Source organism: Sphingomonas sp. FG14, from assembly GCF_057809675.1.
In genome coordinates, this window is record NZ_JBMDKK010000002.1 from 457,148 (window position 1) to 476,593 (window position 19,446).

Annotated in this window: 20 protein-coding genes; 13 read left to right on the forward strand and 7 right to left on the reverse strand. The window is 66.1% G+C overall.

The annotated features are described in order from the left end of the window. Window positions 1-6 precede the first annotated feature (6 nt). The 8 genes from ACODTA_RS10295 to folP all read left to right on the forward strand — a co-directional run bounded on the left by ACODTA_RS10295 (window position 7) and on the right by folP (window position 7,341). Complete coding sequence (locus ACODTA_RS10295; RefSeq protein ID WP_489066196.1) at window positions 7-1,299, forward strand: amidohydrolase family protein; 1,293 nt, start codon at window positions 7-9, stop codon at window positions 1,297-1,299. Between the two features lie 10 nt (window positions 1,300-1,309). Continuing rightward, window positions 1,310-1,981, forward strand: a complete 672-nt coding sequence (locus ACODTA_RS10300) for an NnrU family protein (protein ID WP_489065817.1) — start codon at window positions 1,310-1,312, stop codon at window positions 1,979-1,981. Window positions 1,982-2,042: 61 nt separating this feature from the next. Further along, entirely contained in the window at window positions 2,043-3,383 is a 1,341-nt protein-coding gene (gene glmM, locus ACODTA_RS10305; RefSeq protein WP_489065818.1) for a phosphoglucosamine mutase, read from the forward strand. Further along, window positions 3,383-3,610 (forward strand): DUF1272 domain-containing protein, encoded by a 228-nt coding sequence (locus tag ACODTA_RS10310; protein WP_489065819.1) that lies wholly within the window; start codon window positions 3,383-3,385, stop codon window positions 3,608-3,610. The genes glmM and ACODTA_RS10310 overlap by 1 nt, the downstream gene beginning before the upstream one ends. Continuing rightward, on the forward strand, window positions 3,607-4,362 hold the full coding sequence (thiD, locus tag ACODTA_RS10315) for a bifunctional hydroxymethylpyrimidine kinase/phosphomethylpyrimidine kinase (protein ID WP_489065820.1): 756 nt from the start codon (window positions 3,607-3,609) through the stop codon (window positions 4,360-4,362). Before ACODTA_RS10310 ends, thiD begins: the two co-directional genes overlap by 4 nt. Next, window positions 4,359-4,916, forward strand: coding sequence for a ribonuclease HII (rnhB, locus tag ACODTA_RS10320; RefSeq protein WP_489065821.1), 558 nt, complete (start codon window positions 4,359-4,361; stop codon window positions 4,914-4,916). Before thiD ends, rnhB begins: the two co-directional genes overlap by 4 nt. A 185-nt stretch (window positions 4,917-5,101) precedes the next feature. Beyond that, the gene (locus ACODTA_RS10325; RefSeq protein ID WP_489065822.1) at window positions 5,102-6,214 is read left to right on the forward strand and encodes a site-specific DNA-methyltransferase; all 1,113 of its coding nucleotides are present in this window, start codon (window positions 5,102-5,104) and stop codon (window positions 6,212-6,214) included. Next, window positions 6,211-7,341, forward strand: coding sequence for a dihydropteroate synthase (gene folP, locus ACODTA_RS10330; RefSeq protein WP_489065823.1), 1,131 nt, complete (start codon window positions 6,211-6,213; stop codon window positions 7,339-7,341). Before ACODTA_RS10325 ends, folP begins: the two co-directional genes overlap by 4 nt. 14 nt (window positions 7,342-7,355) lie before the next feature. On the opposite strand, the gene ACODTA_RS10335 is transcribed toward folP, so the two are convergent. Together ACODTA_RS10335 and ACODTA_RS10340 are read right to left on the reverse strand one after the other, a co-directional pair. Continuing rightward, window positions 7,356-7,901 carry an RNA 2'-phosphotransferase gene (locus ACODTA_RS10335; protein ID WP_489065824.1) on the reverse strand — a complete coding sequence of 182 codons (546 nt, stop codon included), beginning with the start codon at window positions 7,899-7,901 and terminating at the stop codon, window positions 7,356-7,358. A gap of 44 nt (window positions 7,902-7,945) precedes the next feature. Continuing rightward, entirely contained in the window at window positions 7,946-10,189 is a 2,244-nt protein-coding gene (locus ACODTA_RS10340; RefSeq protein ID WP_489065825.1) for a TonB-dependent receptor, read from the reverse strand. Window positions 10,190-10,292: 103 nt separating this feature from the next. On the opposite strand from ACODTA_RS10340, the gene ACODTA_RS10345 reads away from it, so the two are divergent. Then, complete coding sequence (locus ACODTA_RS10345) at window positions 10,293-11,300, forward strand: serine hydrolase domain-containing protein (RefSeq protein WP_489065826.1); 1,008 nt, start codon at window positions 10,293-10,295, stop codon at window positions 11,298-11,300. Between the two features lie 204 nt (window positions 11,301-11,504). On the opposite strand, the gene ACODTA_RS10350 is transcribed toward ACODTA_RS10345, so the two are convergent. The 4 genes from ACODTA_RS10350 to ACODTA_RS10365 are packed head-to-tail and all read right to left on the reverse strand — an operon-like array spanning window position 11,505 to window position 15,826. Beyond that, entirely contained in the window at window positions 11,505-12,854 is a 1,350-nt protein-coding gene (locus tag ACODTA_RS10350) for a GntR family transcriptional regulator (RefSeq protein WP_489065827.1), read from the reverse strand. 55 nt (window positions 12,855-12,909) lie between these two features. Further along, a complete protein-coding gene (locus tag ACODTA_RS10355; RefSeq protein WP_489066197.1) occupies window positions 12,910-13,686 on the reverse strand; it encodes an enoyl-CoA hydratase/isomerase family protein in 777 nt (258 codons plus the stop codon). 2 nt (window positions 13,687-13,688) lie between these two features. Continuing rightward, window positions 13,689-14,558, reverse strand: a complete 870-nt coding sequence (locus tag ACODTA_RS10360; RefSeq protein ID WP_489065828.1) for a TauD/TfdA dioxygenase family protein — start codon at window positions 14,556-14,558, stop codon at window positions 13,689-13,691. After that, window positions 14,555-15,826 carry a spinster family MFS transporter gene (locus tag ACODTA_RS10365; protein ID WP_489065829.1) on the reverse strand — a complete coding sequence of 424 codons (1,272 nt, stop codon included), beginning with the start codon at window positions 15,824-15,826 and terminating at the stop codon, window positions 14,555-14,557. The genes ACODTA_RS10360 and ACODTA_RS10365 overlap by 4 nt, the downstream gene beginning before the upstream one ends. A gap of 109 nt (window positions 15,827-15,935) precedes the next feature. Here ACODTA_RS10365 and ACODTA_RS10370 point away from each other — a divergent pair, with 109 nt between their 5' ends. The 4 genes from ACODTA_RS10370 (at window position 15,936) to ACODTA_RS10385 (ending at window position 18,892) form a co-directional block, all read left to right on the forward strand. After that, window positions 15,936-17,117 carry a hypothetical protein gene (locus ACODTA_RS10370; protein WP_489065830.1) on the forward strand — a complete coding sequence of 394 codons (1,182 nt, stop codon included), beginning with the start codon at window positions 15,936-15,938 and terminating at the stop codon, window positions 17,115-17,117. 153 nt (window positions 17,118-17,270) lie between these two features. Continuing rightward, window positions 17,271-17,630 (forward strand): PspC domain-containing protein, encoded by a 360-nt coding sequence (locus tag ACODTA_RS10375; RefSeq protein WP_489065831.1) that lies wholly within the window; start codon window positions 17,271-17,273, stop codon window positions 17,628-17,630. 166 nt (window positions 17,631-17,796) lie between these two features. Continuing rightward, on the forward strand, window positions 17,797-18,300 hold the full coding sequence (locus ACODTA_RS10380) for a glycine zipper 2TM domain-containing protein (RefSeq protein WP_489065832.1): 504 nt from the start codon (window positions 17,797-17,799) through the stop codon (window positions 18,298-18,300). A gap of 127 nt (window positions 18,301-18,427) precedes the next feature. Continuing rightward, window positions 18,428-18,892 (forward strand): GFA family protein, encoded by a 465-nt coding sequence (locus tag ACODTA_RS10385; protein WP_489065833.1) that lies wholly within the window; start codon window positions 18,428-18,430, stop codon window positions 18,890-18,892. 19 nt (window positions 18,893-18,911) lie between these two features. Here ACODTA_RS10385 and ACODTA_RS10390 read toward each other — a convergent pair whose 3' ends face one another. Further along, on the reverse strand, window positions 18,912-19,391 hold the full coding sequence (locus tag ACODTA_RS10390) for an Lrp/AsnC family transcriptional regulator (RefSeq protein WP_489065834.1): 480 nt from the start codon (window positions 19,389-19,391) through the stop codon (window positions 18,912-18,914). Window positions 19,392-19,446: the final 55 nt, after the last annotated feature.

A 19,446-nucleotide genomic window follows, 5' to 3' on the forward strand; every position in this document is an offset into this window, starting at 1 on the left:
TTGGGCATGTTTATCACCAGCCTTCTGGCTACTGTCACAACGCCCGTGGCGGCGCAGACCGTTGCGATCACCGGTGGGACCGTCGCGATCGGTGACGGCAGCGCGCCGATCGAGCGGGGCACGGTGGTCGTCGCCAACGGACGCGTTGTCGCGGCCGGCGCCAATGTGGCGGTGCCCGCAGGCGCTCAGGTGATCGATGCGACCGGCAAATGGGTGACGCCCGGCATCGTGGCGGGCTTCACGCGCATGGGCATCGTCGAGGTCGATGGCGTCAGCCAGACCAGCGACGTCGCCGCCAACAACAGCATCTGGTCCGCTGCGATCGATATCACGCCCGCGGTCAACCCGCGCAGTACGCCGATCGCGATCAATCGCATCGAAGGCGTGACCCGTGCGGTGGTTTCGCCGGGCACCGGCGCGACGATGTTCGCCGGCCAGGGCGCGGTGATCGATCTGGGCGCGGACATGGATGCGGTGACCAAGCCACGCGCCTTCCAGTTCGTCGAGTTCGGCGAAACCGGCGCGCGCGAGGCGGGAGGGAGCCGCCCGGCGGCCTTCCTCCAGTTCCGCTCGTCCCTCCAGGCGGCACAGGCCTATGCGCGCAATCCGGCGGGCTATGACGGCGACAGCAAGGATGCGATCCTGCCGCGCGCCGACGCGGCGGCGCTGGTGCCGGTGGTCAACGGCGCGATGCCGCTGCTCGTCCATGTCGAACGTGGCAGCGACATTCTGGCGGTGCTGGGCCTTCGCCGTGAATTCCCGGCGCTGAAGCTCGTGCTGGTCGGCGCGGTCGAAGGCTGGACGGTCGCACGCGAGATTGCGGCGGCGGGCGTCCCCGTCATCGCTTCCGCGCTCAACGATCTGCCCGACAGCTTCGAGACGCTCGCCGCGACCCAGTCCAACATCGGGCGGATGAAGGCGGCGGGCGTGAAGGTCTCGATCGGCATGATCGGCGACAATGAATCGCGCATGGCGTTCCAGTCGACGCAATATGCGGGCAATCTCGTCGCGCTCGGCAAGGTGCCGGGAGCGACCGGGCTCGATTGGGCGGCGGCCTTCGCCACGATCACGTCCGCGCCGGCAGAGGCGGTCGGCATGGGCGGCGAGATCGGCTCTCTCCGCGCCGGCCGCCGTGGCGACGTGGTGTTGTGGAACGGCGATCCGCTGGAATTGTCGAGCGCCGCCGAACGCGTCTGGATCGATGGCGTCGAACAGCCGATGGAGTCGCGGCAGACCAAGCTCAGGGACCGCTATCGCACGGCAAGCGAAGGGCAGCTTCCCAAGGCTTACGAGCGGTAAGGAGCGGAACATGACTCCAATGGCTTCCCTGATCGCCGCGTGCGTCGCGTTCGTGGGGAGCCATTTCCTGCTGTCGCATCCGCTGCGCGCACCGCTGGTCGCACGGCTGGGCGCGCGGCCGTTTCTCGGCGTCTATTCGCTGGTCGCGCTCGCCAGCCTCGCCTGGATGGTGATCGCCTATCGCGCGGTGCCGCCGCAGGCGCCGCTATGGGTGCCGCCCGATTGGGGCTGGATGCTGGCATCTCTGGTGATGCTGTTCGCCGCGATCCTGTGGGCCGGATCGCTGGTCGGCAACCCAGCGATGCCGGAAGCGAAGGTGAGTGACTGGGCGCCGCGCGGCGTGTTCGCGATCACGCGGCACCCGATGATGTGGTCCTTTGCGCTCTGGGCGATCGTTCATGGCTGGATGTGGGCGACGCCCGCCAATCTCGTGCTGACCGCGTCGATCCTGATCCTCGCCTTGGGCGGAGCTGCGGGGCAGGATGCCAAGAAGGCGAAGCTGATGGGGGCGAACTGGCGGGGCTGGGTGGCGCGCACCGCCTTCTTCCCCTTTGCCGGGCGTGCGGCGCTGGGCGCGATGTGGCCTCGCTGGCCGGTGATCGCCGGTGGCGTGCTGCTCTGGCTGGTCGCCACCTGGGCGCATGGTCCGCTCGGCGACATGGCGGTCGGCCTCTGGCGTTAGTGCTCTCCGGAAGCTACCCGAACAGTCCAATGTTCGAATCGCGCAGAGGGAAGCCAGGCCAGTGACTCGCAGATTCTTCGGCACCGACGGTATTCGCGGCCGCACCAATGATTGGCCGCTGACCGCCGAGATCGCGATGAAGGTCGGCATGGCGGCGGGCGCGCATTTCCTGCGGGGCGATCACAAGCACCGTGTCGTCATCGGCAAGGATACGCGGGTTTCCGGCTATATGATGGAATCGGCGCTGGTGGCGGGTTTCACCAGTGTCGGCATGGATGTCGTGATGGTCGGGCCGATGCCGACGCCGGCGGTGGCCATGCTGGTGCGATCGATGCGCGCCGATCTGGGCGTGATGATCTCGGCCAGCCACAACCCGTTCGCCGACAACGGCATCAAGCTCTTCGGGCCGGACGGCTATAAATTGTCGGACGAGGACGAGGCGGCGATCGAGGCGCTGATCGAAGCGTCCGTGCCGCTGGCCCCGGCGGCCGAGATCGGCCGCGCCCGCCGCGTCGAGGATGTACGCGGGCGCTACATCCATTTCGCCAAATCGGCCTTCCCCGATCATCTGCGGCTCGATGGTCTGAAGATCGTCGTCGATTGCGCCAATGGCGCGGCTTATGCGGTGGCCCCGTCGGCGCTGTGGGAGCTGGGCGCGGAAGTGATCGCGATCGGCGTCGAGCCCAATGGGCTCAACATCAATCGCGATTGCGGTTCGACCGCGCCCCAGACCCTGCAGGAAGCCGTCGTCGCGTCGGGCTCGCATATCGGCATCGCGCTCGATGGGGACGCGGATCGCCTGATCGTGGTCGACGAGGCTGGCACGATCGTCGACGGCGATCAGTTGATGGCGCTGATCGGCACCAGCTTCGCGCGTGCGGGCAGGTTGATGGGGGACGGTGTCGTTGCCACCGTCATGTCGAATCTCGGGCTGGAACGCTATCTCAATGCTCAGGGGCTCACGCTCGAAAGGACCAAGGTCGGCGATCGCCATGTGCTCGAACGCATGCGGGCCGGCGGGTTCAATGTCGGTGGCGAACAGTCCGGGCACATCATCCTGAGCGATTATGCCACCACGGGCGACGGCCTGATCGCCGCGCTCCAGATCCTCGCCGAACTCGTCGAGTCCGGCAAACCGGCGAGCGAATTGCTGCGGCTGTTCGATCCGGTGCCGCAATTGCTGAAGAATGTCCGTTTCAAGGGCGGGAAGCCGCTGGAGGACGCAGCCGTCAAGGCCGTGATCGCCGATGTGGAGGCCGAACTCGCTGGCAAGGGCCGATTGGTCATCCGCCCCTCCGGCACCGAGCCGGTGATCCGCGTGATGGCGGAAGGCGATGATGCCGCGCAGGTGGAGGCGGTGGTCGATCGCATCTGCGACGCGGTGAAGGCCGCCGCCGCCTGATGCTCGCCATGCGCCCCGATTGCGAACGCTGCGGCCGTGATCTGCCGGCGCAGGCGGGTGACGCCTTCATCTGCTCGTTCGAATGCACCTTCTGCATCGATTGCGTCACCGGCCCGCTTGCCGGCCGCTGCCCCAATTGCGGCGGTGACCTTCAGCCGCGCCCGCAGCGGAGAGCGGAACTGCTGGAAAAATTTCCGGCGTCGACGGAGCGGAAGTACCGGGCGTGATCGCGCGTATCCTGATCATCGCGGGCTCCGACTCCGGCGGCGGCGCAGGCATCCAGGCGGATATCAAGACCGTCACGATGCTGGGCGGTCACGCCATGACCGCGATCGCCGCGATCACCGCGCAGAATACGCTGGGCGTCACCGGCGTTCACGCGATTCCGACCGAAATGGTGGTCGCGCAGATGGACGCGGTGATCGACGATATCGGTGTCGATGCGGTCAAGATCGGCATGATCGGTTCCGCCGAGACCGTCGAGGCCGTCGCGGACAGGCTGGAAGCTCTCGCGGGCGTGCCGATCGTCTTCGATCCGGTGATGATCGCGACCAGCGGTTCGGTGCTGGCCGACGACGCCACGATCGCCGCGTTCGGGCGATTGATGCGGATCGCGACGCTTGTCACGCCCAATGCGCCCGAACTCGCGGCACTTGGCGGTGATCGCATCGCGCGGGACTTCGGCGTGCGCGTGCTCGCCAAGGGCGGCGATCTGCCGGGCGATGTGGTGGTCGACCGGCTGCTGGGTTCCGATGGGGAGATCGCCCGCTGGAGCGATGCGCGGATCGAGACGCGACACAGCCATGGCACTGGTTGCACGCTTGCCAGCGCGATCGCGACGGGATTGGCGCAGGGCCTGGCGCTGGAACCAGCGATCATGCGGGCGCGCGCCTTTGTCCGCGCGGCATTGCTCGCGGCGCCCGGGCTCGGCGCAGGGCATGGCCCGATGGGTCATCAGGCGGTAAGGCTCGAATCATGATCGCGGGTGTGGACGAGGCGGGGCGTGGTCCCCTGGCGGGACCGGTGGTGGCGGCGGCGGTGATCCTGTGCCCCGAAGGTATCGTCGGCGTCGACGACAGCAAGAAGTTGACGGGCGCGCGCCGCGAGACGCTGTTCGCCGCGATCAGCGCGAATTGCACCGTCGGCGTCGGCATCGCGAGCGTCGAGGAAATCGACGAGATCAACATCCTCTGGGCGACGATGCTGGCGATGACCCGGGCGGTGGAGGCGCTGGGCGTCGATCCGGCCGAAGTGCTCGTCGACGGCAATCGCTGTCCCAAATGGCGTTACCCTTCGCGCGCGATCGTGGGCGGAGACGCGCTGGAGCCTTGTATCTCGGCCGCGTCCATCATCGCCAAGGTGACGCGCGACCGGATGATGGTGGAGGCCGATGCGGCGTTCCCAGGTTATGGCTGGGCATCGAACAAGGGATATGGCGCGCCGCAGCATCTCGATGCGCTGCGCCGATTGGGGCCGACGCCGCTCCACCGGCGGTCGTTCGCGCCGATTTCACAACTTTCATTGTCGATTTGAGTCTTTTTAACCACACCACAAGCGCTTGAGTCACAAGCTTCGCGCAAAACCTAGATCATGTGGGGGACTCGTTTCGTTCCGCATCGCCCATTGACTCTTGAAACAATTTATTAACCAACCTTTGCTTGACGTGAGACTCGCGCTGACTCAGGGTCCGCCGCTCGAACAAGACAAGCGGGGTTTTCATGGGGGTTATCGAACGGATCAGACACAATGTGGCAGCAGTCGAGCTGCCGCTGGATCGGATCCTGAAGGGCGATTGCGTCGAGCATATGCGCGGCCTGCCCGACAAATCGGTGGACATGATCTTCGCGGATCCGCCGTATAATCTGCAATTGGGCGGCGACCTGTTTCGCCCCGATGGCACCCAGGTCGACGCCGTCGACGACGACTGGGACAAGTTCGACACCTTCGCCGCCTATGACCGCTTCACGCGCGAATGGTTGACCGAGGCGCGCCGCATCCTGAAGGACAATGGCAGCCTGTGGGTGATCGGCAGCTATCACAACATCTTCCGCGTCGGCACCGCCGTGCAGGATGCCGGCTATTGGATCCTCAACGACATCATCTGGCGCAAGTCGAACCCGATGCCCAATTTCAAGGGCACGCGCTTCACCAACGCGCACGAGACGCTGATCTGGGCGTCGAAGAGCGAGAAGGCGCGCTACACCTTCAACTATCGCGCGATGAAGACGCTGAACGACGAACTGCAGATGCGTTCGGATTGGGAGTTCCCGATCTGCGGCGGCCAGGAGCGATTGAAGAAGGGCGGTTCCAAGGTCCATCCGACGCAGAAGCCGGAGGCTTTGCTCTATCGCATCCTGCTCGCCTGCACCAAGCCGGGCGATGTGGTTCTCGATCCCTTCTTCGGCACCGGCACCACCGGCGCGGTCGCCAAGCGGCTTGGCCGCCGCTGGATCGGCATCGACCGCGAGGGCGTCTATATCGAAGCCGCGCAGGAGCGGATCGCGGCGGCGCTGCCGCTCGACGAATCCGCCGTGGTGACGATGCAGTCGCCCCGCGCTCAGCCCAAGGTCGCCTTCGGCCTGCTGATCGAGAACGGCCTGCTCAAGCCCGGCACCGTGCTCACCGATGCGCGCCGCCGCTGGCGGGCGACGGTCCGTGTCGACGGATCGTTGGAAGCGGGCACCGATAGCGGATCCATCCACAAGCTGGGCGCGGCGCTGCAGGGCGCACCTTCGTGCAACGGCTGGACCTTCTGGCATTATGAGGATGCCAATGGGCTGAAGCCGATCGACGCGCTGCGCCAGACCTATTTGCTGGCAACGCAACCGTGACGATCGCCGGGCTCCCCGCATTGGGGAGCGGAGCGAGAGCGTATCTGCGGCCGATCCAGTTCGTCGACAGCCCGGTCGGGCTCGATGGACAGGTGGACCGGCTCGCGGGTGGGCTGAACTGGTTCGCCGCCTATGACCTGATCCTGGTCGAGGGCGGTGCGCGGGTTTTCGAAACGCCAGTGCCAGTCGCCGGGATCGCCCAGGCGATCGCGGCGCTGCCGGGCGCGCTGGCCGAAAGCGCCAGCATGTTCCGCGCGCGGCTGACCGCACCACGTGCCGCCTTGTCGTTGGGCGAGCGGGTGATCCGCTTCGATCAGCCGCAGGTGGCGGGCATTCTCAACATGACGCCCGACAGCTTTTCCGATGGCGGCGCTCATGTCGACGATCCTGTCGCGGCGGCGGCAGCCGGGGTCGCGATGGCGGCGGCCGGCGCGGCGCTGATCGATGTCGGCGGTGAATCGACGCGCCCGGGGGCTGCTGCGGTCTGGGAAGGCGATGAAGTTGCGCGTGTCGTGCCCGCGATCGAGCGGCTTTCGCTGGCCGGCACCGCGGTCTCGATCGACACGCGCAAGGCGGCGGTGATGGAAGCGGCGATCGAGGCCGGCGCGCATATGGTCAACGATGTCGCGGCATTGCTCTGGGACGATCGCGCGCTGGAGGTGGTGGCGAAGGCCGGCTGCCCGGTCGTGCTGATGCATTCGCCCGATCCCAAGGCGGGCGGGCATGGCGAGCATCGCTACACCGACGCCGTGATCGAGGTCTATGACTGGCTGGAAGCGCGGATCGACGCGGTGGTCGCCGGCGGCATCGCGCGCGAGAAGATCGTGGTCGATCCCGGCATCGGCTTCGGCAAGACGGTGCAGAACAACCTGCAACTCGTCAACGCGCTGGCGCTGTTCCAGGGGCTGGGTTGCCCATTGATGCTGGGCGTCAGCCGCAAGCGCATGATCGGTGCGCTATCCGGAGAGGCACCGGCGGACCAGCGCCTGGCCGGATCGATCGCGCTGGCACTGCGCGGCGCCGATCTGGGCGCGCAGATCCTGCGCGTGCATGATGTCGCTGAAACGGTGCAGGCGATACGGGTGTGGCGCGGACTGCGTGACGCCGCGATGATGCCGCGGCTTTAGACTCCTGCGGCGGATCAGGCGGCCGGCGTCTCGATATAATCGGGCGGTACCTGGGCAGTCAGCCAGACGAGGTTCGAGGTCAGCAGGAATGGTTGTCCGGCCGCGTGCAGCGCCGCTGCCTTGATCGTGAGAATGACTGGCGCTCCACGCCGCGCACCGACGCGGCGTGCCGTCTCGATATCGGGCGACAGATGGACATGATGGCGGCGCATCGGCTTCAACCCTTCGGCGAGAATAGCCGAAAGTGCGCGCTCAACCGTACCGTGGTAGAGAAGTTCAGGTGGCACGGTTTCGGGCCAGTCGAGTTCCACGCTGACCGAGTGGCCCTGACGCGCACGGATCCGCGCGGCGTCAGCCGACAGTTCGAAGCGCTGCTTGTCGCTCTCCTCGACGATCCGAAGCAGTCGCTGCCAGTCGCAGTGCGCACCGGCATGTGTCAGCGCGCCGAGCACGGCATCCACATCGGTCCACCCCTGCGCATCGAGCGTCAGATCGGCCGCGTCCGGCTTGTGCCGCAGCCACAGTGAAAGCATCTTCGATACGCGGACATCGTCGGCCATGATGACGGCGACATACAGGCTTGAAATCGGGGCAGGCAATGCCCCTACCAGCGCAGCCCCGCCTCGATCCCCAGCAGGCGTGGCTGGCTGTAGCGGCGGATCGTCGTGTCGCGCGCGAGATAATGGACCTCGTTGGTCACATTGTTGGCGATCGCGGCGATCGAGAAACGCTCGGTTTCATAGCCGAGCTTCAGGTTGAGCTGCTGGAAATCGTCGAGCGGCACCGAATTGACGCGCAATTCCTGGAAACCGCCCCATTGCGCGGTGTAGAAGGCGTTGGCGACGATCGCGCCCTTGCCTGCGGGATGCCGGTAATTGAGGCTGGCCGAGGCGAGATAATCGGGCACCTGGGGCAGATCGAGCCCGTCATAGCGGCCGCTGGTCACCCTGCCGCCCTGCCATGATCCGCTCAATTGCGCGCGCAGCTTGCCGCCGCCCAGATCGAAGCTGGCGGTCAGTTCGCCCTCCACGCCATAGGATTTGGCGTTGCCGGCATTGGTGAGGAAGGTGACGGCCGCGACGGGGCAAGCGGGCAGCGTGATCGCGCAGCCATTGTCGAGCTGTCCGATCAGATTGTCGAGTTTGTTGTAATAGCCGGCGATCGCGAAATAGAGATTGGAGGCCGGGTCGCCCTTGATGCCGGCTTCGTAGGACATCGCCTTTTCATTGCCATAGGCGGCGGGGATGACGACGGGCTGGCGCGGATCGCCGAGATTGGTGTTGAAGCCGCCCGCACGGTAGCTGCTGCCGACCTTGGCATAGCCGAGCACGCCGAAGCCGGTCTTGTACGACAGGGTTGCGTTATACGAGATATTGTCCGGCCTGGTGCCGGCATCGACCATGCGCGCGGCGCCGCCGACATTCGCGCTGGTCACCCGGTCGAGCAGCCGCGCCCAGAGCGAGCGGTCGTCCTTGGTGTAGCGGATCTCGCCCGTGGCGCTCAGCGCGTCGGTGATGTCGAAGCCCAGCGAGCCATAGGCGGCATAGGACCGGTAATCGAGTTTGGCGGGCGCGCGCGTGCCGGTGGAGGCATTGGCGGGCGTCGGCGTGCGCGTGGTCGTCACCTGATAATTGCTGTCGAGGATGACCACCTCGGCGCCCGCGAGCCAATGGAGCCGGCCGTTCGCGGCGGTGCCGTTCAGATAGAGATTCTGGTTGAAGGTCCTGGTGGTGTCGATGACATAGGATGCCGATTCGGTATCGGTGTTGACCAGCGGGGAGACCAGGCCGGCGGCCTTGGCGCGCGCGAGTTCCTCCGCGCTGATCGCGTCATTGTCGAGATCGTAGCGCGAGTGCCGGGCGCGGTAGAGCGACGCCCAGTTGAGCGAGGTGCCGCCGCCCAGGTCGAGCGATCCGAAGATCTGCAGCCCCTCCACATTCTGTTCGGCGCGCGGGCGCGTGTTCCAGGGGTAGCTGAACTTCTCCTGCGTATAGCCGCCGGGATAGCCCGGCGTCCCCGGTGCGATCGACACCTGATAATGGATGCTGGGGATGATCATCGCCTGGATTTCGGCGAGGAAGGTGACGTCGAGCGCGCCGCTCCTGATCCGGGCCTGGCCACGCGCGGCGAAGCCGTTCGAGCGGTCGAAATAGACGTCGTGATAGGGATTGTAGAAGAAGCCCCCGGTCTGGTTGACCGCATCGGCGGAGAAGCGCAGCGCGACCGTGTCGCTGACCGGGATGTTCGCCGCCGCCTGCAACTGGGTGCTGTCGTTCTCGAAACTGTAGCGCGCCCTGGCATAGCCGCTGAAACCGAATTCGGGACGGGCGGAGACGATGTTGATCGCGCCGCCCACGGCGTTGCGGCCGTAGAGGGCGCCCTGGGTGCCGCGCAGCACCTCGACGCGGCCGATGTCCATCATGTCCAGTCGCGTGAAATTGCGGCCGCCGATCGCGCCGCCGCCGATATAGCTGCCGTTGCGATAGAGGCCGACGCTGGGATCGCCATTGGTTGCGCGCGCGGTGGAGGATGCGCGCATCGAGATTTCGGAAGTGACCGCGGAATTGAGATTGTTGAAGCGGACGCTGGGCTGGTCGGCGAGCAGTTCGCCGCTCGAAAAGGCGCCGCCCCGATCGACCAGCGACTGCGCGTCGATCACCGATGCCGCGGTGGGGACGTCGGCCAGCCGCTCCTCACGCCGTCGCGCGGTGACGACGATCTCGCCCTCATTGGCATATTGGCCTTGTGGGGATTCGGCGCGGTCGGCGTCCGATTGGGCGTGGGCGGGCAGCGCGAAGGCAAGCGCTCCGATCGCCGCAGATGTGAACAGACCCGTCCTGATCGCCATATCGCCCCTCCGATGTTTCTTTTGCCAATTATTGACATAATTATCGACAATCGACCGTCCGTGCAATAGGGTCCGGATTGCCGGTTCAGAAGGATATGCCGCCATGGGTTCGATCGTCCTCGCAATGCTTCTCGCCGCCGCTTCGCCGGCCGGCGTACCGCGATCGGGCGATGCGGGCTGTGCGGCCGCCACCGCCTATTCGGATGCGCGGCGCGGTTTCGCCGTGCTCGTCATGCGCGACGGCAAGCCGGTCTGCGATACGCGCACGACGCCGGCCGAGGCGCCGCACGAACTCTGGTCGGGCACCAAAAGCTTTGTCGGGATCATGGCGGCGGCGGCGGTGCGGGACGGACTGCTGACGCTCGACGAACCTGTGGCGGACACGATCACCGAATGGGCGGACGATCCCGTGCGGCGCAAGATGACGATCCGCCACCTGCTGTCGATGACCAATGGGCAAGGCGGGACGATCGGCAAACCGCCGACCTATGCCGAAGCGGTCGTGCAGAAACTGTCGGCGGCGCCGGGCGAGAAGTTCCAGTATGGCCCGGCGCCGATGCAGGTGTTCGGGGAGGTGATGCGGCGCAAGCTCGTCCGGGCCGGGCTGGATGCCGATCCCTATGCCTATCTCAAGCGCCGCATCCTCGATCCGCTGGGCATCCATATCGCGGCATGGCGTCGCGGCGCCGACGGCAACGCGCTGCTGCCGCAGGGCGCGGCGATGACGACGGCCGAATGGGCGAAGTTCGGTCGCTTCATCCTCGACGGCGGGCGGCACCAGGGCAAGATGCTCGTCGATCCCGCGGCCTTTGCCGAACAGTTCAAGGGGAGCGCGGCCCATCCCGGCTATGGATTGACCTGGTGGCTACCGCACGCGTCGGCCACGCCGGATCCGGTGACGGCGGGCAGCGATATCGGCCGCCGCGCCGCCGAACTGCCGAAGGATCTGGTGGTCGCGGCGGGAGCGGGCGACCAGCGGCTTTATGTGATTCCGTCGCGGCACATGGTCATCGTCCGCCAGGCGCGGCTCGACCTGGCGTCGTTCGGCCCCAATGCCGATCCGGCAACGCACTGGTCGGATGCGGATTTCCTGAAGCTGCTGCTCGACTGAGAGGTGCCGGGGCTATCGGCTTTTGCGCGTGCGTCGTAACCGGCATCGAAAGTGCGAGAGCCAGCGTGAGCGCTGCCGCCGGCGACTTGAGCATGATGAAGTCCACCCCCTTGTCTGAACGTGCAAAGGGATGATCCAGCCAGCGAAAGTTGCAATGCCAATAGTCCTGCCTCACAGGGCCAGAAGGGCTAAGACTTGCTGGGATCAGCGCGGCGCGCGCTGGATCGTCTTCAGTGCTTCCGCGCCGGCTTCCTCGACGACCTGGCGGCCCAGCGCGCGTGCTTCTGTCGCATCACCAGCAAGGATCGCGTCGACGATCGACCGCCAGGCGCGCGCCGAGGTGAGGCGTCGCTGGGGGGTTACGACACCGGCCCAGAGGATCGCGACCTCACCCTCCAGTTCGGCGGCGAGGCGGCCGATCATGATGTTGCCGCCGGCCGCGAGCGTGACCAGCGCCAGCGTGCGCCGCGCGACGATGTAGTTTTCGAAGGGGCTGTCCCCATCGTGTGACAATGCGTCGAGCAGGTCGGCGCCGGCGACGAGTTCGTCGTCGATCCAGGCCGGGCGATCGGGGGCTTGCGCCGCTTCCGCCATCTGCACGCCGGACAGCACCGCGCGGATCGCGAACAGGTCCGCGACGTCGCTCTCGTCGAGGCGACGGACGAAAACACCGCGCCGCCCCTCCATGCTGATCAGGCCGTGCCGGTCGAGCAGGCGGAACGCTTCTCGAACGGGGCCGCGGCTGGTGCCGAATTCGGCGGCGAGCGGTAGCTCGCGGATCGGGTCGCCGGGCTTGAGCGCGCCGAACTGGATGCGCTGCAAGATCGCCGCCGCGACCTGATCGGTGGCGGAGGGCGCGGAGGGGCTGGTGGCAAGCAGCCTTTGCCCGATGCGCGAGACGTAATGACGGACCTTGCGCGCGGTCCGCCCCTTGTCGATCACCACGGGTGTCGCGGCACCGGGAAGCCGGGCCGCCTCGCGCCGCGCGGGCGAGCGGCGGGTGGTTTCGAGAAAGCTCGCCGCGATCAGCCGATCAGCATCGTCGAAACGATCCTGCGCGATGTGCTCGGCCAGATCGCTCAGCGCCTCGACGTCGATCGGGCTGGCGTGGCCGTGGGCGATCATGCTCATCACCCCCAACCGTTGCAAGATCGCCGCCAGCCTCGGCAGCCCGCTCGCTTCGCCGATGAGCGCGAGCGCGGTCCTCAGCTTCAGATAGTCGCGCCAGGCGCCCGGGGCGGCATCGACGGGCGCGATGATGATATCGCCCCGCCTGATTTTCGCGCGGTCGATGGCCAGCGCGAGCAATGCCTGCCAGATCGGCCTGATGTCGGTCGGATCGGCATCCTGCGGCCGAGCCAGCGTCGCCCCCCGCCGCGACGACAATGTCAGCGCGCCGAGCTTGTCGAGTTGGTGCAGTGTTTCGCGGGCCTGGGTATGGGTCACGCCGAAGGTATCGACGAACCAGCGCTCGGCAAGACGCGCACCGGGGGCGACGGCGCCCTCGATCATCCGCCGCAGGGCGGCGAGAACCAGATCGTCTTCCTCAGCCATTCATGATCCGCTGGTCACGCTCCGTCGGTCGATTCGGATGTGTCTAAACCCACTCCTAGCGGCCATCAAAGCGCGGCGTACGTTTCTCGATAAATGCGGCGACACCTTCCTCGAAATCATGGCTGAGCGAGGTCAGCAGAAACTGGTCGCGGTCCATATGGCTGGACGTGGCGTGAAGCGCGCCGGACGTGCGGTTGACCGCTTCCTTGGTCATCCGGACGGGGATGGGGGGCAGGGTAGCGACGCGTTCGGCCCATCGCACCGCCAGATCCAGCTCGCCGCCCTGCGCGGCGCATGTATCCGCCAGTCCCCAGTCCAGCGCTTGGGTGGTGGCGATCGCATCGCCGAACAGCACGATCCGCTTTGCGCGTGCAGGGCCGACCAGCGCGGTCAGGCGTGGCAATGTCTGCCAACTCATGTTCATGCCCAGCGCGATCTCGGGAAGGCGGAACGTGGCGCCGTCCCCCATGATGCGGAAATCGCAGGCGAGCGCCAGTGCGAAGGCGCCGCCGACGCAATAGCCCTCGATCGTGCAGATGGTGATCGCCTCGATCTCCTCCCAGGCGCGGCACAGATCGGGGCCGGCGCGCAGCGCCTGACGGCGCTCGATCAACGTCGCATCCTCCGCGACCGTGGGCACGGCGAGATCGATCCCGCACGAAAAGATCGTGTCGCCTCCGCTCAGGATCACGGCGCGGATATCGGCGCGCACGCCCAGATCGCAGGCGATAGTGGTGAGTGCCGCGATCGTCGCCGGGTCGAGCGCGTTGCGCCGTTCCGGCCGGTCGATGCGGACGATGCAGATCCCGTCCGCGGGCTCTTCAAGGATCACGCTCAAAAGGGCCTGCCCCCTTTTATGGTCACGCGATTGCCGTAGCGGCGCGCGGGCCAGTAATCCCAGATCGCATGATGCTGCGCGCAGCGATTGTCCCACAGCGCCACGCTGCCCGGCGTCCAGTGGAAGCGGCACTGGAACAGCGGATGCGCGAGATGCTGGAACAGATAGCGCAGCAGCGCATCGCTCTCGTCCGCCGGCATGTCCAGGATATGCGTGGTGAAGCCGGCATTGACGAACAGCGCCTTGCGTCCGGTGACGGGATGGGTGCGCACCACCGGATGGATCGCGCGCGGATAGCTTGGCCGGTCTGCGACGCCCAGATCGGCATAGAGGCCACGATAGACATGTTCGCCGTCATGCACCGCGCGCAGCCTGTCCAGCCGCGCTTTCATGCCATCCGACAGCGTCTCATAGGCCGCGTACATGTTGGCGAACAGCGTGTCTCCGCCGATCTCCGGGCAAGTGCGGATATGGAGGATGCTGCCGAGCGGCGGCTCGGCGTCGCATGACACGTCGGAATGCCAGCCCTCGCCATTGGCGCGCGCGCTGTTCTCGTCGGCAGCGATGATCATCAGTTCGGGATGGCCCGCCTCGCTCGGAGCGGCGGGGTGGATATGCAGTTCGCCGAAACGCCTGCCGAACGCGATATGCGCTGCCGGGGTCAGTCGTTGATCGCGAAAGAAGATCACCAGATTCTCGGCGAAGGCGCGTTCGATCTCGGCGAAGACGGCGGGTGCGATCTCCGCCGACAGGTCGACGCCCCCGATCTCGGCGCCGATCGCCGGGGTCAGCTTGCGCACGCCGATATGGCGATAGGTGCCGCCGGTCGGTGAAACATCGGCGATATGGACGCGTCTCTCGGTCATTGCTCAGCTCGCGCGGGATCGGCGCCGAGCGCGCTTGCCGCGCGCCAATAGGCGAAGCCCGCCAATATGTTGAAGATGAAGATGCCGGCGATGGCGACGCCCAGCGCGCGCGTGCCGAGGTCGGGCGCCAGTCCGTCGCTGATCATGCCGATCAGCAGGGGGCCGAGGCCGAGGCCCACCAGATTCTGCACGAAGATCATCAGCGCGGCGGCGCTGGCACGTTCGCCGGGATGCGCGACGCCCTGGACGAGCGCATAGGTTGAGGGCTGGTAGAGGAAGTTGAGGAAGGTCGCGAGCGCGGTGCCGGCCAGCGCCAGTTCGTAATCGCCGGTCAGATAGGCGGGGGTGCCGATAGCGGCGGCGATCAGTACGGTGATCGCGGGCCACCATCCCAGCCAGCGCCGGTCGCGTCGCGCCAGCCGGTCGCCGATCGCGCCGCCCGCCAGGCTGCCCAGTGCGCCGGCGACGAGCCCGATCATGCCGAGCAGCAGCCCGGCCTGTGCGATCGACAGGCCATGGCCGCGCACGAACCAGGGGATCGCCCACGCACCCAGACCATAGGTGACGACCAGATGGAGCGCGGAGCCGGAGATGCACCAGGTGAAGGCGCGATTGCCGAGCAGTCCGCGATAGACGCTCCAGGCCTTTTCGGCGCGTGGCGGCGCGGTGCGCGGCGGCTCCTTGATCGTCAGCCGGACGAGCAATGCTACGACGATGCCGGGCAGGCCGATCGCCGCGAAGGCCCAGCGCCAGCCATGATGCTGTGCGACATAGCCGCCCAGTGCGGAGGCGACGAACGCGCCCAGCGAAATGCCCGTCACCAGCACCGCGAATGCCGTGCCGCGATTGCGGGCGGGCACGCTGTCGGCGATCAGCGAATGGGTGCAGGGTGCATAGCCGGCCTCACCCGCAGCCACGCCGGCACGTGCCAGCAACAAGGTCCAGAAACCTGTCGCCAGTCCGCAAAGGCTGGCCATCGCGCTCCAGATCGCCAGGCAGATCGCCAGGATGTTGCGCCGGTTGAACCGGTCCGCCAGCCGCGCGATCGGCAGGCCGAGCGGGGGATAGACAAGCGCGAAGGCGGTGCCGCCGAGCAGGCCGATCATCGTATCGGACAGGCCGAACTCGCGCTTGATCGGCTCGGCGATGACACCGATGATTTGCCGGTCCGCCATGTTGAGCGTCGAGACGAGCAGCATGACCAGCAGGAAATAGGCGGTGCGCCCACGCGTCGATGCTTCGGCGGACGATGGCGCAGCCATGGTCATGATCGCTTCTGTTCCTCCGCCGGATAATCATCGCAATCATATTGCGAATGTCGATTATTGACAATAATGCTTGTGAAGAAGACGCGATGCAAGTGGATGAATTGCCTGAATGACGGATCCTCTTTCCCGCCTTATCGAACGTTATGCCGGTTTCGGTGGCAAGGCATCGGGCGGTGCGGGCGACGACGCGTGCGGGGCCTGGCTTGAGGCCGAGATGACGGCGATCGGCTTCGCGACCGAACGGCGATATTTCGATATTTCATGGTTCGAGGCGGATCGGGCGTCGCTGTCCGCCGCAGGGTGTCAGGTGCGGCTTCTGCCGCATCGTGACTGGTCTGGAACCGTGGCAGGCGTTCTGCTGCCATACTGGCCCGGTATGCCGGTGCGGGATGCCAAAGGCCGTATCATCCTTCTCCATCTGCCTTTCGAGCGCTGGTCCGACAGCGCGGATCAGCGCATTGTCGAGCAGATCGATGCGCTGCTCGACCATCGCCCGGCGGCGATCATTCTGGTCACCACCGGGCCAACGGGGCAGGCACTTGCGCTCAACGTCGGCGATGGAGATGTCGCGCCGCTGCCGATGGCGATCATGGGTGCGCGCGATGCGGCGGCAATCTCCGCCTTGGCGGGAGAGGAGGCGATCCTGACCGTGCAGGCGCGCGGTGGGCGTCGCCCAGCCTATAATCTGGTCGCGCGGCTCGATCGGGGGTATGCACGGGATCTGGTCGTCTCAACGCCGCGATCGGGCTGGTTCGATTGCGTGGGGGAGCGCGGCCCAGGCATCGCGATCTGGCGCATGCTCGCTGAAGCATTCGTCCGCGATGATCCCGGCGCCAATCTCGTCTTCCTGTGCGCGAGCGGGCATGAGCGCGGTTATGCCGGCATGTCTGCCTATCTCGCGGAAGGTACGCCTCCGATCGAACGAACCGCATTCTGGCTACATCTGGGTGCGAATTGCGCGGCGCGCGACTGGCACCGTTCGGAGGCATGGCTGATGCCCTTGCCCAGCGCGGATTCCCATCGTTTCTTGGTCGCGTCTCCCGCCCATGTTGAGATGGCGCGGCCATATTTTGCCGGGTTGAGCGGGCTCGAATGCCCTTATCCGGGTGACGGCAGGGCCGCCGGCGAGACGGGCAGGATCATGTCCGCCGGCTATCCGGGGGTCGCCGGGATTTTCGGCGGGCATCTTCTCCATCATTGCGCGGACGACGATCTCCGCGCGACCGATGCCGGGCTTGTCCGGCCAGTGCTCGACGCATGTGAGGCGTTTCTGCGCCGGGCTGTCGCCTGAATCCTCATTGTTGGTGATAATTGCCGATATTTGGCAAAAAATCTTGGCTGCAGTCTTGGCCATAAGGCACTTTTCCTGGCCGAAAACGGCGAAAAACCTGACTTCCGCGAAATTGGCACGGTCCGTGCTGAAGGGGATTGCAAGAGCGGCGGGATGTTCGTCCGCCCCGGCAATGGAGTTCAGTCGATGGAAGCGCAGCAGTCCCTTTTCGCCCGCAGCGATACGCTTTTCGGCATTTGCGAGGCGCTGGGCCAGGATTTCGGTTTCAATCCGAACTATCTGCGCGTGGCTCTGGCGGCGGCGGTCATCTGGAGCCCGGTAGCGGCGATGGGCGGATATGCCGCCGCCGGTGCGGTGGTGCTGCTGTCGCGCCTGATCTTCCCGGCGCCGCGTTCGGCGCAGGCCGATGCGGAGGTGGATGCGCAGGGCGATATCACGACGCCGGCCATGCTGCCCGCCCCCCGCGCCCGCGCCGAGGCGGTGGATGCGGAAATGCTGCCGATCGCTGCCTGATCTTCTCGTACGGCGCGATGACCCCAGCATCGCCCGCACGATGCCCGCCCCTGCCAAGGCAGGGGCGGGCTTTTTCGTATCGGTCGCGGTTCAACATCGGTTCAGCCGTCGGCGTGGAACCTTGCGGGCCTTCGGAGCGCTATCGGCGCAGGATTGGAGACAGACCGTGAAGACCAGGCTTATCATCATCGCCGCAACGCTGGCCGCCGCCAGCGCGGCGCCCGCGCTCGCACAAACCCGTGCCGATCAGGAGCGGTGGGATGCGGCCCAGGCGCGCTATCAGGCGGAATCGGACCGCTATCAACGCGAACGCGAATATTATTACGAGGCCCGCGACCGTGATCGCAGCGGCTATCGGAGCCGCTCCGGCTATGGCGATGATCGCTACGCGACCGATTACGATGCTTCGCGCTATTATCGCGACGATCCGCGTTATACCGAACGGCGGCTGAGTTCGAACGACGAAGTCTATCGCGGTTCGGACGGGCGCTATTATTGCAAGCGCAGCGATGGCACGACCGGTCTGATCGTGGGCGCCGCCGCCGGCGGCTTGCTTGGCAATGTCATCGATGGTGGCCGCCGCCGCACGGGTGGCACGCTGATCGGTGGCGCGCTCGGCGCGCTGCTCGGCCGTTCGGTCGAACAGAACAGCGATATCCGCTGCCGCTGAACCCGCGATATCGAACCCGATCCGCGCTGATGCGGATCGGGTTCGTCTCTCGTCTGAACCGGCCTGATGCGCTAACCGGTGCACGTGGTGCGGGGTGATTCCCGGCATCGGGTTCAAGGAGAGTGCGATGACCGGGCCGACATTGCCGATCGAGGGTGAGTGCCGTTGCGGCGCGGTGGGTTTTTCGATCAGCGCGCTGCCGCTCTTGACCATGGCCTGTCACTGCACGGGCTGCCAGCGGATGAGTTCGAGTGCTTATTCGCTGTCCGCCGCGATCCCCAGCGAGGGCTTCTCGATTACAAGGGGCGAAACGGTGATCGGTGGCCTCCACGGCGCGAGCCAGCATCATTTCTGTGCTCATTGCATGAGTTGGCTGTTCACGCGGCCGGAGGGCATGGATTGGTTCGTCAATATCCGCCCGACGATGTTGAACGACACGAGCTGGTCACGCCCGTTCATCGAGACTTTCACGAGCGAGAAGCTGCCATGGGCGGAAACCGGCGCCGCGCACAGCTATGAGAGCTTCCCCCCGATGGAGGCTTATGAGGGGCTGGTCGCCGAATATGCCGCGTGGTCCGACAGCACCGGTTGATTCCGGGGGTAAGCGCTGATCAATAGCGGCTTTTGCGTACCGGGATCGCCGTGGTCTGCTTGATCTCCGCCAGCGTCACCGTCGACTGGACGTCCTGCACGCCCGGCAGCTTCAGGATCACGCGGAAGATGAACTTCTGATACCATTCAAGCGATTCCGCGATGATCTTGAGCATGATGTCGCGCTCGCCAAAGATGGTGTGGCACTCCATGATCTCGGGGATGGTGTCGATCTTGCGGTTGAACACCGCGCGCTGTTCCTCGCTCAGCGTCACCATCTTGAGCGTGGCGAAGATATAGAGGCTGTCGCCGAATTTCTTGCGATCGAGCACCGCGACCTGGCCGGTGATATAGCCTTCGTCGCGCAGCCGCTGCAGCCGTCGCCAGCAGGGCGATTGCGACAGGCCGACGCGCTCGGCCAGTTCGGTGGTCGATAGCGCCGCATCCTTCTGCACCTGTTCCAGGATCTTCAGGTCGATCGGGGTCAGCGCTTCGGTCATGGGATGCTCGTCCTTTCCGCGCCATGTGACGCCGGGGGCGGCGTATGCGCAACAT

Coding starts and splice junctions, on each gene's coding strand:
- ACODTA_RS10325 (WP_489065822.1), top strand. CDS start 5,102: ATGGGGGTTATCGAACGGATCAGACACAATGTGGCAGCAGTCGAGCTG.
- ACODTA_RS10300 (WP_489065817.1), top strand. CDS start 1,310: ATGACTCCAATGGCTTCCCTGATCGCCGCGTGCGTCGCGTTCGTGGGG.
- ACODTA_RS10375 (WP_489065831.1), top strand. CDS start 17,271: ATGTTCGTCCGCCCCGGCAATGGAGTTCAGTCGATGGAAGCGCAGCAG.
- ACODTA_RS10345 (WP_489065826.1), top strand. CDS start 10,293: ATGGGTTCGATCGTCCTCGCAATGCTTCTCGCCGCCGCTTCGCCGGCC.
- ACODTA_RS10295 (WP_489066196.1), top strand. CDS start 7: ATGTTTATCACCAGCCTTCTGGCTACTGTCACAACGCCCGTGGCGGCG.
- ACODTA_RS10365 (WP_489065829.1), bottom strand. CDS start 15,826: ATGACCATGGCTGCGCCATCGTCCGCCGAAGCATCGACGCGTGGGCGC.
- ACODTA_RS10370 (WP_489065830.1), top strand. CDS start 15,936: ATGACGGATCCTCTTTCCCGCCTTATCGAACGTTATGCCGGTTTCGGT.
- ACODTA_RS10360 (WP_489065828.1), bottom strand. CDS start 14,558: ATGACCGAGAGACGCGTCCATATCGCCGATGTTTCACCGACCGGCGGC.
- ACODTA_RS10310 (WP_489065819.1), top strand. CDS start 3,383: ATGCTCGCCATGCGCCCCGATTGCGAACGCTGCGGCCGTGATCTGCCG.
- ACODTA_RS10390 (WP_489065834.1), bottom strand. CDS start 19,391: ATGACCGAAGCGCTGACCCCGATCGACCTGAAGATCCTGGAACAGGTG.
- ACODTA_RS10335 (WP_489065824.1), bottom strand. CDS start 7,901: ATGGCCGACGATGTCCGCGTATCGAAGATGCTTTCACTGTGGCTGCGG.
- ACODTA_RS10350 (WP_489065827.1), bottom strand. CDS start 12,854: ATGGCTGAGGAAGACGATCTGGTTCTCGCCGCCCTGCGGCGGATGATC.
- ACODTA_RS10340 (WP_489065825.1), bottom strand. CDS start 10,189: ATGGCGATCAGGACGGGTCTGTTCACATCTGCGGCGATCGGAGCGCTT.
- ACODTA_RS10385 (WP_489065833.1), top strand. CDS start 18,428: ATGACCGGGCCGACATTGCCGATCGAGGGTGAGTGCCGTTGCGGCGCG.
- rnhB (WP_489065821.1), top strand. CDS start 4,359: ATGATCGCGGGTGTGGACGAGGCGGGGCGTGGTCCCCTGGCGGGACCG.